Origin of the sequence: Terribacillus saccharophilus, from assembly GCF_046592595.1 — a bacterium.
Taxonomy (GTDB): domain Bacteria; phylum Bacillota; class Bacilli; order Bacillales; family Amphibacillaceae; genus Terribacillus; species Terribacillus saccharophilus_C.
This window is the reverse complement of sequence record NZ_JAWVPF010000001.1, coordinates 95,925-111,263: the sequence shown is the minus strand read 5'-3', so window position 1 is coordinate 111,263 and position 15,339 is coordinate 95,925. Positions and strand designations below refer to the sequence as shown.

At 43.0% G+C, this 15,339-nt stretch carries 14 protein-coding genes and 1 pseudogene; 10 read left to right on the top strand and 5 right to left on the bottom strand.

Features of this window, described 5'->3' with window-relative positions; all coding sequences use genetic code 11:
- The first annotated feature begins 62 nt into the window (after positions 1 to 62).
- The 4 genes from SFC25_RS00460 (at position 63) to SFC25_RS00445 (ending at position 6,752) form a co-directional block, all read left to right on the top strand.
- A complete protein-coding gene (locus SFC25_RS00460; RefSeq protein WP_411213343.1) occupies positions 63 to 938 on the top strand; it encodes a DUF4352 domain-containing protein in 876 nt (291 codons plus the stop codon).
- Positions 939 to 1,131: 193 nt separating this feature from the next.
- Positions 1,132 to 3,318: an alpha-galactosidase gene (locus SFC25_RS00455; protein WP_411213341.1), complete on the top strand. Its 2,187-nt coding sequence runs from the start codon at positions 1,132 to 1,134 to the stop codon at positions 3,316 to 3,318.
- A gap of 112 nt (positions 3,319 to 3,430) precedes the next feature.
- A complete protein-coding gene (locus SFC25_RS00450) occupies positions 3,431 to 5,767 on the top strand; it encodes an EAL domain-containing protein (RefSeq protein WP_411213339.1) in 2,337 nt (778 codons plus the stop codon).
- Between the two features lie 13 nt (positions 5,768 to 5,780).
- Positions 5,781 to 6,752, top strand: coding sequence for a DUF2268 domain-containing putative Zn-dependent protease (locus tag SFC25_RS00445; RefSeq protein WP_411213337.1), 972 nt, complete (start codon positions 5,781 to 5,783; stop codon positions 6,750 to 6,752).
- Positions 6,753 to 6,944: 192 nt separating this feature from the next.
- Here SFC25_RS00445 and SFC25_RS00440 read toward each other — a convergent pair.
- A pseudogene (locus tag SFC25_RS00440) lies at positions 6,945 to 7,171 on the bottom strand (hypothetical protein); the annotation flags it as partial.
- 240 nt (positions 7,172 to 7,411) lie between these two features.
- Between SFC25_RS00440 and brnQ the strand changes: the two are divergent.
- Positions 7,412 to 8,725, top strand: coding sequence for a branched-chain amino acid transport system II carrier protein (gene brnQ, locus SFC25_RS00435; protein WP_411213335.1), 1,314 nt, complete (start codon positions 7,412 to 7,414; stop codon positions 8,723 to 8,725).
- A gap of 38 nt (positions 8,726 to 8,763) precedes the next feature.
- Here the strand turns inward: brnQ and SFC25_RS00430 are convergent, their stop codons facing one another.
- A complete protein-coding gene (locus SFC25_RS00430; RefSeq protein WP_411213333.1) occupies positions 8,764 to 9,183 on the bottom strand; it encodes a DUF4064 domain-containing protein in 420 nt (139 codons plus the stop codon).
- A gap of 156 nt (positions 9,184 to 9,339) precedes the next feature.
- Here SFC25_RS00430 and SFC25_RS00425 point away from each other — a divergent pair, with 156 nt between their 5' ends.
- From SFC25_RS00425 to SFC25_RS00415, 3 genes are all read left to right on the top strand, one after another.
- The gene (locus SFC25_RS00425) at positions 9,340 to 9,729 is read left to right on the top strand and encodes a YfmQ family protein (protein ID WP_411213331.1); all 390 of its coding nucleotides are present in this window, start codon (positions 9,340 to 9,342) and stop codon (positions 9,727 to 9,729) included.
- Between the two features lie 51 nt (positions 9,730 to 9,780).
- Entirely contained in the window at positions 9,781 to 10,284 is a 504-nt protein-coding gene (locus tag SFC25_RS00420) for a GNAT family N-acetyltransferase (RefSeq protein ID WP_411213329.1), read from the top strand.
- A gap of 99 nt (positions 10,285 to 10,383) precedes the next feature.
- Positions 10,384 to 11,436 (top strand): tetratricopeptide repeat protein, encoded by a 1,053-nt coding sequence (locus tag SFC25_RS00415; protein ID WP_411213328.1) that lies wholly within the window; start codon positions 10,384 to 10,386, stop codon positions 11,434 to 11,436.
- Positions 11,437 to 11,484: 48 nt separating this feature from the next.
- Here the strand turns inward: SFC25_RS00415 and SFC25_RS00410 are convergent, their stop codons facing one another.
- Positions 11,485 to 11,832 carry a hypothetical protein gene (locus tag SFC25_RS00410; RefSeq protein WP_411213326.1) on the bottom strand — a complete coding sequence of 116 codons (348 nt, stop codon included), beginning with the start codon at positions 11,830 to 11,832 and terminating at the stop codon, positions 11,485 to 11,487.
- Between the two features lie 97 nt (positions 11,833 to 11,929).
- Entirely contained in the window at positions 11,930 to 12,778 is an 849-nt protein-coding gene (locus SFC25_RS00405; protein WP_411213324.1) for an N-acetylmuramoyl-L-alanine amidase family protein, read from the bottom strand.
- Between the two features lie 104 nt (positions 12,779 to 12,882).
- Here SFC25_RS00405 and maa point away from each other — a divergent pair, with 104 nt between their 5' ends.
- Together maa and SFC25_RS00395 are read left to right on the top strand one after the other, a co-directional pair.
- Entirely contained in the window at positions 12,883 to 13,446 is a 564-nt protein-coding gene (maa, locus tag SFC25_RS00400; RefSeq protein ID WP_411213323.1) for a maltose O-acetyltransferase, read from the top strand.
- Between the two features lie 71 nt (positions 13,447 to 13,517).
- On the top strand, positions 13,518 to 14,657 hold the full coding sequence (locus tag SFC25_RS00395) for an ROK family transcriptional regulator (protein WP_411213322.1): 1,140 nt from the start codon (positions 13,518 to 13,520) through the stop codon (positions 14,655 to 14,657).
- A 28-nt stretch (positions 14,658 to 14,685) separates the two neighbouring features.
- Here SFC25_RS00395 and SFC25_RS00390 read toward each other — a convergent pair whose 3' ends face one another.
- Positions 14,686 to 15,330, bottom strand: a complete 645-nt coding sequence (locus tag SFC25_RS00390; RefSeq protein WP_411213321.1) for a class D sortase — start codon at positions 15,328 to 15,330, stop codon at positions 14,686 to 14,688.
- Between the last annotated feature and the right edge of the window lie 9 nt (positions 15,331 to 15,339).

Genomic DNA, 15,339 nt, shown 5'->3' with positions numbered 1-15,339 from the left:
AGATAGATGGTAAAATAGGCTTACATACATATTGTATGAAAGAAAAAAGGGGATAAGAGTACGTGAAGAAGTTATTATTTGGTAGTATGTTGGTCTTATTATTTATTTTAAGTGCCTGTAGCGGGGAAGAAGCTTCAAAGGTAAAAGAAGAAAAAGAAGCAAGTGCTGCAGAAACAACAAGTGTATCAGATTTGGAAGAGATGGATTGGGAGAACATGACAGAAGAGGATTGGGATAAAGTCAATCTGTCAAAGAAGGAATTCAAAAAATTGCTCGACGCGATGGCTGAAGCCGATGAAGATGGTGAAATTGCCATTAGTTCTGCTAAACTGACAAATGATGAAACAATAGAAGTGGAGTTAAATAATTCAGATGGTGACACGCTTGAAAATGGCATGACAGCAGCTATCATGGATTCATTTCTCCGTGAGTTCTATAAGCATTCCGTTTATTATGACGATAAAGAACCTACAATTATTTTTAATGATTTAACAGGTTACACAATTTTAGAGAATGACAAGCCAATCGAGTATGAAGAAGATGGCAGTGTGACCAGTGATGGTGACGATCTAGGTGAATTTAAATTAGGTGAAAAAGTAGATGTAGCAGGTACGATCATTACCTTAAGCAACCCTGCCTATACGGATGAGCGAAATGAATTCGAAGAGGAGCCTGCAGAGGTACTAAGCCTTGATGTTGCAGTTCAAAATGCAACAGAGGAAGACTTGTATTTCGATACGTATGATTTCGAAGTTTATGATGCGGATGGTACATTAATGGAAGCCTATGCACTTGATTCTTTGTCAGCCGATATTAAACCTGGCAAGAATACATCTGGGCAAGGATTCTACGCTGTCAGCGGGAAGGGTCCATACGAAGTGTATTATACGGACTTTGTAACAGATGCCACAGCTAAATGGACAATTGAAGTGAAGTAATGAAGAAGGCTATCCTTTAGGGTAGCCTTTTTATTAGGAATACTTTTTGAGCTTGTTTGGTAGCGCTTTCTTTGGTATGGTTATTTTGTTAATCCGGAATAGAAATTTATCCTGACATGCAGTGTGATTACATAAAGCAGCATAGAAAGTTAGCATACGTTACCAACTAAAGCTCAAAAGGGGTAGAAAAGCGATGGCGATCATTTTCGATAAAGAGAAACGTATTTTTCATCTGCAGGGGAAATCGACTAGTTATGTTATGCAGCTGGAGCGGGATGGTTATTTGACGCACCAGTATTGGGGGAGGAAGATCCGGCAGTTTCGTAATAGCAATCGCCAGCAGTACATAGATCGTTCTTTCTCTCCTAATCCATACCATCGAGACAGGACTTTCTCGTTGGATAATTTGCCGCAGGAATACCCGCAGTATGGTAATTCAGATTTTCGGAAGCCGGCCTACCAGATTCAGTTGGAAAATGGATCGACTGTGACGGATTTGCGTTATAAATCACATCGGATCTATAGCGGGAAACCGAAGCTGGCAGGACTTCCTGCAACGTATGCTGGTCAGGAAGGGGCAGAAACGCTGGAAATCACGATGGAGGATGAATTGCTTCAGCTGGAAGTGATCTTGCTCTATACAATTTTCAGTCAGTATGACGTGGTCGCGAGGTCTGTACAATTCCGCAATAATGGCAAACAAAAGCTAAAGCTTTTGCAGGCTGCTAGTGCAAGTGTCGACTTCCGCCGGTCAGACTTTGACATGCTGACTATGCCGGGAGCGTGGGGAAAGGAAAGACATCTCGAAAGACGTGCGTTACAGGCTGGTATACAGTCTACAGAAAGCACACGTGGAGCAAGCAGCCATCAGCAGCATCCATTTATTGCTTTGATGGAGAAGCACGCGACAGAAGAACAAGGAGAAGTGTTCGGCTTTCATCTTATCTACAGTGGTAACTTCCTGGCCCAGGCAGAAGTCGATCAGTTTGCTGCGACTCGGGTGACTATGGGTATCAATCCATTCGATTTTACGTGGCTGCTGGAACCAAATGGGACTTTCCAAACACCGGAAGCAGTACTTGTTTATGCAGCGGATGGTTTGGGTGGGATGTCGCAAACGCTGCATGCATTCTATCAGCAGCATCTAGTAAGAGGAGAATACAGAGATAAAGAGCGGCCGATTCTGATTAATAACTGGGAAGCGACTTATTTCGACTTTACTGCTGATAAGATTGAGGAGATTGCCAAGGCAGGAAGTGAACTAGGTATCGAGCTATTCGTATTGGACGACGGCTGGTTCAAGAAACGGAATTCTGATTCCACATCATTGGGAGATTGGTTCGTTGATGAGGAAAAGCTGCCAAATGGACTGGATGATTTAGCAAGACGTGTAAACGATTTAGGTATGCAATTCGGACTTTGGTTCGAGCCGGAAATGATATCAGTGGACAGTGATTTGTACCGTGAGCATCCAGACTGGTGTCTGCATGTGCCAGATCGCTATCGCACGGAAAGCCGTGACCAGCTCGTGCTCGATTTCTCACGGCAGGATGTTCGGGAGGAGATTATTAAGCGAGTTGCAGCCATCCTGGAAAGTGCCCCAATTACGTATGTGAAATGGGATATGAACAGGCATCTGTCTGAGGTTGGTTCTGCTTTGCTTCCTCCTGAGCGTCAGCGGGAAACGGCACATCGACATATTCTCGGAGTCTATGAAGTGATGGATGAGATCACCACCCGTTTTTCGAAAATCCTGTTTGAGAGCTGTTCGGGCGGCGGAGGTCGTTATGATCCGGGCATTCTGTATTATATGCCGCAAACATGGACGAGTGATAATACGGATGCAGTTTCAAGGCTCAAAATCCAGCATACTACAAGTCTGCTTTATCCAATCGCTTCAATGGGTGCCCACGTATCGGATGTTCCCAACCATCAAGTGCATCGGTTTACTTCATTGGAGATGCGGGGAGACGTCGCGATGGCGGGAAACCTTGGATACGAACTGGATCTCACAAAGCTTACTGGTGAGGAGAAGGAAGTCGTCAAGCAGCAGATTACTTCTTATAAAGAGATTCGCAGACTCGTTCAGTTTGGACAATTCTATCGATTGAAGAGTCCGTTTGAAGGCAATGAAACTGCCTGGATGTTTGTGAATAAAGATAAAACGGAAGCTTTTATCTGCTATTACCGTGTTCTGGCTGAACCAGCAGCGCCGCTTGCTTCTTTGCGGATGAAGGGGCTGGACGGCGCCAAAGAATACCAAATCATTGGAACGGATGAAAAATATAGCGGTGATGAACTGGAGTACAGCGGTATTCGTATACCTACAGACCTTATTGGGGATTTTGTAAGTTATACATGGCATCTAAAAGCAGAATAGAAATAAAAGTCGCATTTTAGATGCGGCTTTTTTATTTTGCTGTATAGGAAAACAGGCTAGGTTATCGTATACTTTAGCTACTATTTCAAACTATCAAGAGAGAAGGCTGCTGTTGGAAAGAACAAAAGAGAGAAACATCAAAGCATATACTACCTTTGTTTTTATATTCCTGCTTTTTTCTGCAGTTTATTTATTTTTGTTTCGCCAGGAACCCCGGATTCTTGCGCTAGGTTCTGGTCTTTTTGCAATCATCGGTTCCGGTCTGCCGGCATTTTGGGCTTTTCGTGCTTATCAAGCAGCCAAGCGGCAAGTACGGCGGTTTTGGCTGTTTCTATGCTTTACGCTCCTAGGCTGTCTATTGGCCACAGTGAGCTCTTATTTTTATAACTTCTATATCGGAATGTATGACATTTTGATAGCAGCATCGGATTTTTTTTGGAATGTTTCGATTATCTTCTGTTTATTGTCATTCCTATACTTAATAACACAAAAAGCGGGCGAAGTGACCATTTATGAAGTTGTCTATGATGCGGTGATCATCATCGTTGCTGCCGCCTGTTTAAGCTGGGAATTTTTGATGAAGCAAACTTGGGTTCAATTAAGCCAGGAAGGATTGATCATTCAGCTTTTCGGCATTAGTCATCCAGCTGGCGATTTGACTGTGCTCTTTTTCTTGATTTGTGTATTCAATGCTCTCAGTTATCAGCGTTTGTCAAAGGCATTAGCATGTATCTACGTTGGCTTTTTGGTTTTCTTGATCTCAGATACCATCTTTTTGTATTTGGTCTCGCAAAATATGTATTATTTAGGACATCCCATCGACTGGCTTGGGACTGCAGCTTTACTTGTTATTGGCGGTGCAGCTTTCTTTGCGGATGACCTTCATACACTCAGCCGGCAGGAATCCCTTCCGGCAAACACGCCTTTATTTTCGGCACGGCTATGGTTCTCCAATGTCAGCGTCCTGGTTTTACTTGCACTAATCGTAGCCAGAGGCGACGGATTCGATTTGATAGCATTCGGCTGTATCGTCTCTACATTACTTATCATCTTTCGACAAATGCATACGATGTTCCAGAACAGAAAACTCATGCTTGAACTGGAAGGTAAGGTACTGGAGCGGACAGAAGAGCTGTTTCAAAAAAATAAGGAATTGGAAGCTTCCATCGAACGAACGGAATTCCTGGCTGCTCATGATCCGCTGACAGGGCTCCCAAACCGTCGTGAATTCGATCGGATAGCTTCAGAATGGGTAAAGACTGCTGACGGCGGCTTTTCCTTGCTCTTTTTGGATATGGATCGATTCAAATGGGTGAATGACACGATGAATCACGGCGCTGGTGACTTGCTGCTAAGGCAGGTAGCCGAAAGACTGCAAGCAAGTGTCGTCCCTGGAGCGAAAGCATTCCGCCAAGGCGGGGATGAATTCCTTGTGCTGCTCCCCGTAACCGAACCGACTGAAATAGACCGGATTGTATGTGAGTTGCTTCAATCCCTTGAACAAGTATTCCTGATTCATGGAAAGGAAGTGTTTGTTTCAGCCAGTATCGGTATCAGTTTGTATCCGGAGCATGCTGATGATGTCGAATTATTGACTATCAAAGCTGATATCGCAATGTATGCCGCGAAGAAGAGCCCAGGAAAACGATGGCTTTTGTACAATGAGTCACTTCATCCTGCGGAACAATCAAAGCTCGAGCTGGAAAAGGAAATGCGATATGGCTTAGAGAGAGGGGAATTTCATCTTCACTTTCAGCCTCTATACCATATTGATGCCGAGGCTGTGACTGGAGCCGAAGTCTTGATGCGCTGGCAGCATCCGAAAAGAGGGATGCTGTATCCTGATACCTTCATACCGCTTGCGGAAGAATCACGATTCATCATTCCGCTCGGCAGGTGGATGATACGGGAAGTGTGCCAGAAATGGCGAAGCTGGAAAGAACAAGGGTATGAACCCATCAGCCTGGCTGTCAACATTTCTGTCAATCAGTTCCTTCATCCCGATTTCTTAACGGAATTGGAGGATGCATTACATGAATATGAAATGGATCCTGCTTATCTGGAGTTGGAAATCACCGAAAGTATTCCGTTTAGTGATGCTTATGCGATTGCGATCCTGAGTCATATTAAGCAGCTTGGCATCCGTATCAGTATTGATGATTTTGGGACAGGCTACAGTTCCCTCCAATATATCCAGCGTCTGCCCGTTCATACACTGAAAATCGATCGTGCATTTGTGCACGACATGATGCACAATCGCAATAATAAAGTGCTGGTCGAGACAATCCTTGCGATGGCAAAGCAGCTTGACTTGGAAGTGATTGCAGAAGGTGTCGAAGAACAAAACCAGCTTCAATTCCTTAAAGAAAACGACTGTACATTAGTGCAGGGGTATTTGATTGGAAAACCAGTCGAGGAGATGATTTTCCTCTCAACTGCCGCTAAATGACCAGGAGGGTAAAATGAAAAAAGCACTGTTCTGTTTATTTATTTTGATACTTGTTGGCTGCAGTCAGGAAACTTCGGAGGAGAATACCGAACGGAAGTCTCTTCCTATCGTGGAAGTGGACGATGTAACAACCACATTTACCCATCCAGACACACATCAGGAATTCAATATCATACGAACAGATCAGTACTTACAGAATTATATAGACAAAGTTAAGCGCGACCCAGAGCAAAATGATAATTACAAGACTTATGCAGAAACGTTTGTCGATCCGTTGATGGAAGTTTGCTTAGGAGATAGTGTTTCCAGGAATAATGCATATGGTGAGGGAATTTTTGCAGAGAGACCAGCCCTTAATCGTATGGCTGAATTGGATATGCTAACAGAGAAAATGGACGAAGAGCAAGTGACAGAACAAATAAAAGAAGCGCTGATTCACTCGGCATCTCTCCTGCCGGGTGAAGAGGGGACGACAGTTTGTGTGTTCCCGACCACAGAGGTAAGTAGTGTTGATTACTTAGGTTTTGCTTATTCAGCCGGGCACATATCCATTTATGTTAACGCAGAAATGGACGATAGCACACTGGTAACGACAGTGGCCCATGAATACAATCATAGTATCCTTTTTGAACAGTTTCCATCCGTGGCTGAAGGTAATACATTGCTGGAGCACCTTGTATTCGAAGGAAAAGCTGTGTTCTTTGAAGAGGTTGCTTATCCAAAAGAATTCGACGGGGAAATCTATGAATATGATAAAGCACTATGGCAGGAAGCAGTAAAACATTTGGATGATGAGAACATGGCAGTAAAGGAAGAAATCATGTTTGGCAGTGAAACATTCCCGCCCGTTTACGGATATAAAGAAGGCTATAAGATTCTTTCTGAGTATTTAGAAAGACATCCCGAGTTGGAGATCCAGGAATGGATGGCTGCCAGTTCTGCAGAGATTTATGAAGGAAGCGAATATGCATCTTACTATGATTAAAAGGTTGCTCTAGAGCAGCCTTTTTTATTGAACCAGCCTTTCAAAAAAATAAGACATTTGATTAGTAAGCCAGCATCTTTTGTGCGATGGATAATGGCAGTCTGAGCAATTTCTTGTAAAAGAATGTGAGGTTCTTTTTATGAAAAATCCCGCTTCTCCCTGCGAAAAACTCTCCAAGTTGTCTTTGTAGCAGCTGCCAATTGCAGCATAGCCATAAAAATAACCCATGAACATACCAGCAATCAAGTCATGCGGATGACTGTAAAAAATCGAGAGCGCTAGTCCGATTAGAATAGCGACAGTAGGCACATACTGCTTTGTAACAGTATAAACATTTTAAGAATTTGGGTAAGAACAAGTGTTGCCGGGATGCCAATAACGGAATCCCAAAAGTTCGTTTGGATAAATGGAAAGTCCATGAGCATGATCCGTTTTATATTTAGCGTCTGTCATAGAGAATGAATTTATTCGGAAAGCATCTATCTGAATAATTTTGATATACATATATTTGCAGAAAATTCCTAACAGAAACTGCTTGAATGTTACACAATTCAGTATTATACTAACCAGTATTGTGTCAGAAAATCTGACGAAAGTTATGATCACATCAATATTTTGTTATTTATCAGACTATTCGAATAGTTAGTGGAGGTTTTTTTGTGTCAAAGAAAGTACCAGGTTCATTTACCGTCATTCTCGGTTTGATGCTCTTTGCTTTATTCTTTGGTGCGGGTAATTTAATTTTCCCGCCAATGCTTGGGCAGCAAGCTGGTGAAAATATATGGATAGCCAATGCAGGGTTCCTTGTAACAGGTGTAGGCTTGCCGCTTATTGGGATTATTGCCTTTGTCTATTCTGGCGAAAGAGATCTTATGTCACTATCAAGCAGAGTGCACCCGGTTTTTGGGATTATTTATACTATCATTCTATATCTTGCAATTGGGCCGTTCTTTGCAATACCGCGCGCAGGTAATGTATCCTATGAGATCGGTTTAAAGCCTTTTTTATCTGCTGATCCAGGTCCGTTTCCATTGATTCTGTTTACGGTTCTTTTCTTTGCGATTACGTGTTTGTTATCGCTGAACCCTACTAAGATCATCGATGTTATAGGGAAATTCCTGACACCGATCAAGCTTGCTTTTATAGGCTTACTTGTCATCGTCGCTATTATCTTCCCGATCGGAAAATTCCATGCACCACAAAGTGAGTATACGGCAAATGCGTTCTTCAAAGGTTTCCAAGAAGGTTATCTGACGTTGGATGCACTAGTCGCTTGTGTGTTCGGAATCATCATCGTCAATGCTTTGAAAGATAAGGGGATAACGAGTAAAGGCTCGGTCATGAAAGTTTGCTTGTTAGCAACTGCTCTTGCAGCCGTTGTACTGGCAGTGATTTATACAGCACTTTCCTTTATGGGAGCATCCAGTGTCAGCGAGCTTGGTTATTTGAGCAATGGCGCTGAGATTCTGGCTGATGTTTCTGATTATTACTTTGGTTCTTGGGGAATCATTTTCCTTGGATTGATGATCACAGTTGCCTGTCTTACAACAAGCGTGGGATTAATCACATCCTGCTCAACCTTTTTCCATGAATTAATGCCGCGCATTTCCTATAAGACATTTGCTATTGTGCTATCTGTCTTTAGTGCGATAGTAGCGAATATCGGCCTTACAGAGTTGATTTCAATTTCCGTACCAGTTTTGATGGCTATTTATCCGATTACGATCAGTCTTGTATTCCTTACATTCCTGCACCCGCTATTCGGTGGAAAACGTGAAGTATACATTGGCAGCCTTGTTCTGACATTCTGTGTGAGTATCTTTGATGGCTTCAATGAAGCAGGTCTGCAGATAACTGCAGTGAATGATTTCTTCCAAACAGTCTTGCCTTTCTATGAGGTAGGTCTCGGTTGGGTAGTTCCTTCCATCGTTGGTGGACTGCTTGGACTGGTTATATCTAAAGTTAGAAACTAATATATGAAAAAGTCTTCTCCAGGCCGGAGAAGACTTTTTTATGCAGATTTTTTTCGGAGCATACTTCCTGCAAGGAATAAAAGCAAAGGAACAATAATTGTTGCCAGAGATAAAACTCCCGCGCTGAATAGTGTGAATGCAGCACCTTTAGGTCTTTTCGAAATGATGGTATAGCCAATTAGTACAACGATAGCAATTATGGCTATATAGACGGTAGGGATTGCAAGGAATACTTGCAGCGCAGACATTGTTTCAGCTGCCATCTCATCCGAACTGATAGCAGGTGTTTCATCAGAATCGAGTGTTCTTTGATACTTGGGATCGTTTTCAAGATAACGGGTCACTGCCTGTTCCATGGATTGGTTTTGAGGCAAAGTGATTGTAAAGAGAAGGCTAGCGATAAAGATTGAAACCAGTAATATGAATGAGATCATCGTTAATGTTTTTGGTGCTTTCATTTAATATTACCTCCTTTTCCCAGTATAAGTTCTGAGAACCAATTTATGAAATAGGACGGAAGGCGTAACTGTCATTTTCTTGTCAAAAATGATGAGGAAGGCATGCTGAAAGTGTGTTATCATAAGCACGATTATTTGGAATCGAGGCGAAAAAATTTGTCATGGGTATTTATAGTCTTATTAATTGTGGCTAGTTTGATTAAAGTTTTAGCGGCATCTGCACCGAGTGGCGTTGTGGACAAGGTAGGAAAGAGATTCCAGCTGCATCCGAAGCTATCTTATGATGCAACTGTCAAACGTGATGGCAAGGCTCTTTCAGAAGAAGAAACACAGCTTATTATAGATCAATTCAATCAGGCGAACTTCTTGGAAAAATACTATTACGCGCCAGCTCCTGAAGGTATGCCGTATGAGATAGAAACAAAGCAAGGACGTTTTCTTGTATATCCATATCCAGACAGAGTGGATGTATTTAAATATCAGAAGAAAAAGGTTTCATCCTACAGTTTGCGTTCCGAAACATTGCAGGGCCAGGCAGCAAATTGACTCAGCTTTCTATATAATAGATAAAAACAGGAAGCAGGGGCGTGTGAAGGGATGAGAATCAGGAAACTCGCCGGGAATTCTGTGCTGATTAAGTCAGCCGCAGCTTTTTACCAGGAAGCATGGCAAGTTAGCTATGCCAATATTGCGCCGCGATTTGTCCGTCACAGCAGGTATCCAGGTTATCAGGGCCTCGTGAAGGTGGACGAAATGAATCGCATCGTCGGTTTAGTGTATGGTTATACTTCAAAACCGGGGCAGCATTATCATGACTTGCTGCGTCCTGCACTGCAGGAGAATGCTAAGCTGGCTTGGCTGGATGATTGCTTTGAATTAGTGGAGCTAGTGGTAGCACCCTCTGTACGCGGGTCAGGAATCGGTACCGCTCTTCTTCATCGGCTGCTGACTGCAGCGCCAAATAAGACGGCTGTCCTGACAACCCGTGAGAATAATATTGGGGCTATCCGGTTTTATGAACAAAACGGATGGGAATTGCTTAAAGATTCGTTTTATCCATACGAGAAAGCATATCGAATATACGGAAAAAAACTAAAATGAACCGATTCACCAAATGGTGGATCTTTTTCTTTCTCATCTCCTAAACATTACCTTAAGATATACCGATGATTCACATATGAATAGAGAGAGGGTGAGCCGATGTACCAGACAGATTTGAAAAAAGCAGAAATATTTAATGAACTGCTTGAGACATTATATGAAAATATTAAATCAGAGCAGATCCGTGCTGCTGAGAGAATCCGCAATGAAATAACGGAACAGGAAGCTGTAATTCGCGATGAAAAGCTGCTTGCAAAAAGCATGCTGTACGATGCGCGCTTGCAGATGCTGAAAGGTGAGCTGGATAAGGGAGAAAAGCTGCTCGAAGGGGCTGCTGATGCATTCGTGCTCACTGGCGAAAATCTTTACTATTACCATTTCTTCAAAGGGCTGCTGCTGTACCGGCAGACCAAGCTTCAAGAGGCAATTGTTGAATTTGAACGTGCAGAATCATTTTTATCGGTGCTAATTGATCATCGGGAAGTCTCTGATTTCTATTATAAATTGGCAATAACGTATTATTATATGAAAATGATTGCTTTCTCGGTCTTGAATGCCAGTAAAGCTATTGATGCTGCTCTTCGTTACAAGCAGGAATTACAGCTGGCTAAATGCCGCCTTCTACAAGGATTGAACCATATGCATATGACCGACTTCCGAAAAGCGGAGGAGCTGTTCATAGCTGCTTTGAAGCATGATGCATCCGAGTCCGAATTGCAGCTGCCTATGTATATTCATCACAATCTTGGGGTACTGTATTTCAAGCAAAATCAGCTTGAGAAGGCCATAGAGCATTTTGAACATTCTATGCAGTACAACCACCCTGAATATTATTTGAAGAGCTTATATTATGTAACAGAATGCTGTTTCAGGCTTGGCTTTAAAGATTGTGCGATGGAACATTTTGCTGAGGGATTTGCTTTAAGCAAGAAGCGTGATGAAGACGTGTATAAATGGATGTTCGCTATGCTTCATAAAAAATATGTCGATAAAGATAGTTTCGAAGTGGTGTGGCGGGAAGGCATTGCATACTTCCAATCTATTGAAGATGAAAATAACGTGCGTCATTTTTCCGAAGGGTTGGCTAAATATTACGCAGAAAATCATGATTTTGAAAAGGCATCTAGATATTATCTTCTGGCTTTAAAATAGAAAAATGACAGAAAAGGAGACTGCTTCGTGCAGTCTCCTTTCGGTATATCAGGATAGCTTCCAAGCGGGAATCAAACTATGAAATTGGAAGTAGTAGCTCATTGGGATATGCATCAAGGTGTAAAGAGCCAGGGTAACTGCATAAGTGATGAACCAATTATGGATAGGCACCTGCAAAAACAAATACAATAACAGCATGCCAACTGGAAAAGGAACAAGTACAATCAGCCAAATCGGTGCACCAAGTGCTTCTGTTAATGCTCCGAGTGCGACGACGGAGAAGCCGATGACCATAGCTTGCCAAATCGGTAATCCATTCCGTAATAGGAAGCTGCCGATATAATAGGAGAGTCCGGTAAGTATGATAGCTAGAATAAAATCTACGAAATATTTCAAGATCTAATCCACCCCTTATTCCCTCTCATTATACGATTATATTAATTGATATTGTATGAATATTATGTAAAAAAGCCGCCGGATCGGCAGCCTTCGTTTAGCTTGCGTAATTTGTAATTCCTTCTGCGATGGAATTGGCCACTTTATCTTGATAATTTGAATCGTTAAGAAGTACAGCATCTGCGGGGTTCGAGATAAATCCCGTCTCAACGAGTACAGCGGGCATGGATGTATGGCGCAGTACGTAAAAATCCGCGCTATGTGTACCTCTGTTCTCATTATCCGTATTGGATACTAATGCAGTTTGGATACTGGAAGCAAGCTGTTTTCCGCTGCTGCTCGCTCCGTAGTAGTAAGATTCCAATCCTTTTGCTGATGAAGAGGTGGCACTGTTGGCATGGACGCTTACAAATAGATCTGCTTTCCAGTTATTCGATAAACTCGCTCGTTCGGATAATGGAATGAAATTATCCTCACTGCGCGTCATTTTTACGTCATACCCATTAGCAAGCAATCTATGCTGCAGTTTTTCGGAAATAGTCAGTGCAACCCATTTTTCCATCGTATCATTGCCTATTGCCCCGGGGTCTTTACCGCCATGGCCAGGATCAATGACAATTCTTTGCACGGGCTGACTGCTTGATGGTTCGGCGGGAGCAGATGCTTCTTTATTCACTGCAGTAACATAATCCAAGCTAAGATAACCTGTTTTGCTTTGAATGGTGATCTGTCCCCAACCATCGCCTCTGTCGATATATTCGAATTGAGTCCCGGCTGGGAATTTACCGATAATGGCAGCATCGGTTGAAGGGGCGGCCCTAATGTTGAGGTTTGCAGTCGTCTGTCCAGCATTAGAAGCGCTGGCCTCTGATTGGGCTGGCAAAATCAATAAAAGTGCAATGAGTATGAATAATAGAGGCAGTGCAACTTTGAGGCGAGTAAACATAGTGATTCTCCTTTGCGATATAATAGAATCAGTATGGTCAGTGTTTACGAGTTTTATAACAATAGATACATAAAGTGAGATGTTTTCAGAAAGGGGAGAAGATAATGAGGAAGACAGAAAGAGAGAAAATGGTGGCAGGCGAACTTTATCGACCATCAGATAAAGAACTGACGGACAGACGCATGGAAATTCGGGAATTAATCCGTAAATATAATGATACAACGAGTTATGAGCATGCGGAGCGAGCAGATTTATTGCAGCAGATACTTGGCTCAGCAAAAGGCAGGGCTTACATCGAACCGACTTTTCGCTGTGATTATGGGTACAATATCCATCTTGGGGAAAACTTCTATGCAAATTTTGATTGTGTGATGCTCGATATTTGTGAGATTCATATCGGAGATAATTGCATGCTTGCTCCAGGTGTACATATTTACACTGCCACGCATCCTTTGCATCCTGTAGAACGTAATTCCGGTTATGAATTGGGCAAGCCGGTGACAATCGGGAATAATGTGTGGATTGGCGGGCGCGCTGTCATTAATCCCGGTGTTACAATCGGAGATAATGCGGTTATCGGATCAGGTGCAGTCGTTACGAAAGATGTCCCGGCAAATACAGTAGTTGGGGGAAATCCAGCTAAGGTTATTAAACAGATAGAGATCTAAAGAAATGCTTAGCGAAAGCATTTGTCTAATGAGGATTTACTGAAATTACTACTGATAGTGGAGCGGTTTATATGCAGCGTGGCACATTTCAATTAATGAAAACAGTGAATAGATCTTTGATTCTCAATAAGATCCGGATGTCATCGCCAATATCACGAGCGGATATTGCAAAGGAGACTGGCCTGACACCTCCGACAGTCAGCACCATCGTCAAAGAACTGATGGAACAAGGTCTGGTGGAGGAAAACAAGCTTGGTTCCTCGAGCGGCGGCCGTAAGCCTACCATGCTTCATATCAAGACGGATGAGTTCTTTGTCATCGGAGTTGATGCTGGTCCTGATACGGTCGACTGTATTCTGACGAATCTTACGGGAGAGATGCTTGGGATCGTCTCTCAACCGCTTCGTGTTCATACCAATAGGGAGTTTTTGCATCAAGTCGAACAAGCTATTCAGCAATTACTTGACAAGCATGGCATGCAAACGGAGCAGATCATAGGTATCGGAGTAGCGATGCATGGCGTCGTGGACTCGGAAACTGGTGTTTCTCGTGTAGCTCCGCTCTTGGGGTTACATGATATACCGATAAAGCAGCAGCTGGAAGATAAATTCAGCATTCCGGTAAAAGTGGATAACGATGCTCGGGCAATGGCACTTGGGGAATCATGGTTCGGTGGGTTTGATATACAGGATAGTATGGTAGCCGTCAATATCGGACGCGGAGTCGGAGCGGGAATTATTATTGGAGGAAAGCTTTTTCACGGAGCATCAGGGCTGGCTGGTGAGCTGGGGCATATGTCGATTGATCCAAATGGAGAAAAATGTGCATGTGGAAACCGAGGCTGCCTGCAGACGCTTGCCAGCGGTCCGTCTATCGCGCGAAGAGCAAAGATGGCGAGTGGAGAAGCTGTCTATCAAGCAGCAAGAGCCGGAGATGAAGAAGCACGGGTCATTCTGGAAAAAACCGGTCAGATACTTGGCATAGGTCTGATCAATTTAATTCATCTGTTGAATCCAGATCGAATCATTCTTGGCGGAGGCGTCATGGAGAGTGCGGATTTCCTATTTGCTCCATTAAAAGAAGAGATTGCGAGCCGGGCTTTGACGGAGCAAGCGGCTAAGACTGAGATAATGATAAGTAAACATGGGAAGCATGCGACTGCGATAGGGGCAGCAGCACTGCAATTGATTGATTTGTTTGCTCCTGTGTGAAAAAGCACAGCCATATAGGCTGTGCTTTTTATTTTGGTTTTGCGTAAATTAGATAACGTTCCGTGGGCGAGCCTATTCCGGTGAAAGGATAACAAGTCATCAGAACCAGTGATTCACTTTCACCAGGAGTGATGACATCGGTTTCAGACTCATGAACGATCTCGTGATCGTACATTATATAGCTGAATGATCCTTGATTGGTTTCGATTATTAGTTCATCGCCATTTTTCAGTTCTCCTGCACGCCTGAATGTAGAATCATTATGCCCGGCAAGGAATACCTGTTTGCCGTCACCAGGCAAGCCGGAGCTAGGTTCATGGCCGACTCCTGATTTCAGTTCCTGCGAAGCTGTACCTTCTGAAATAGGAACCTCAAGTTCAATGGAAGGTATACGCAGGATACCTACTAATTCACCTTCATCAAGAGTTCCTGTGTTTTTTACATCTGTAGTGTTACTATTTCTCTCCTGAGATGAACTAGCATCTTCAGGAGTGATATTTCCGGTATCAGGAGTGTCATCCGAGTTATTGCCGTTTTTCCCTTCAGCCAGCATGGCATTGGCTTCTTCCAAGAGTTTATCGCTCTTTGCTTGCGTTTGATAGAATTGATATCCAGTTATAACAAGAACAATAGCTCCAATTAATAAAAGGGTATAGCCTAGGAACTTCAGCATCAGCACACC

Coding starts and splice junctions, on each gene's coding strand:
- SFC25_RS00395 (WP_411213322.1), top strand. CDS start 13,518: ATGCAGCGTGGCACATTTCAATTAATGAAAACAGTGAATAGATCTTTG.
- SFC25_RS00445 (WP_411213337.1), top strand. CDS start 5,781: ATGAAAAAAGCACTGTTCTGTTTATTTATTTTGATACTTGTTGGCTGC.
- SFC25_RS00455 (WP_411213341.1), top strand. CDS start 1,132: ATGGCGATCATTTTCGATAAAGAGAAACGTATTTTTCATCTGCAGGGG.
- maa (WP_411213323.1), top strand. CDS start 12,883: ATGAGGAAGACAGAAAGAGAGAAAATGGTGGCAGGCGAACTTTATCGA.
- SFC25_RS00430 (WP_411213333.1), bottom strand. CDS start 9,183: ATGAAAGCACCAAAAACATTAACGATGATCTCATTCATATTACTGGTT.
- SFC25_RS00405 (WP_411213324.1), bottom strand. CDS start 12,778: ATGTTTACTCGCCTCAAAGTTGCACTGCCTCTATTATTCATACTCATT.
- SFC25_RS00420 (WP_411213329.1), top strand. CDS start 9,781: ATGAGAATCAGGAAACTCGCCGGGAATTCTGTGCTGATTAAGTCAGCC.
- SFC25_RS00415 (WP_411213328.1), top strand. CDS start 10,384: ATGTACCAGACAGATTTGAAAAAAGCAGAAATATTTAATGAACTGCTT.
- SFC25_RS00390 (WP_411213321.1), bottom strand. CDS start 15,330: ATGCTGAAGTTCCTAGGCTATACCCTTTTATTAATTGGAGCTATTGTT.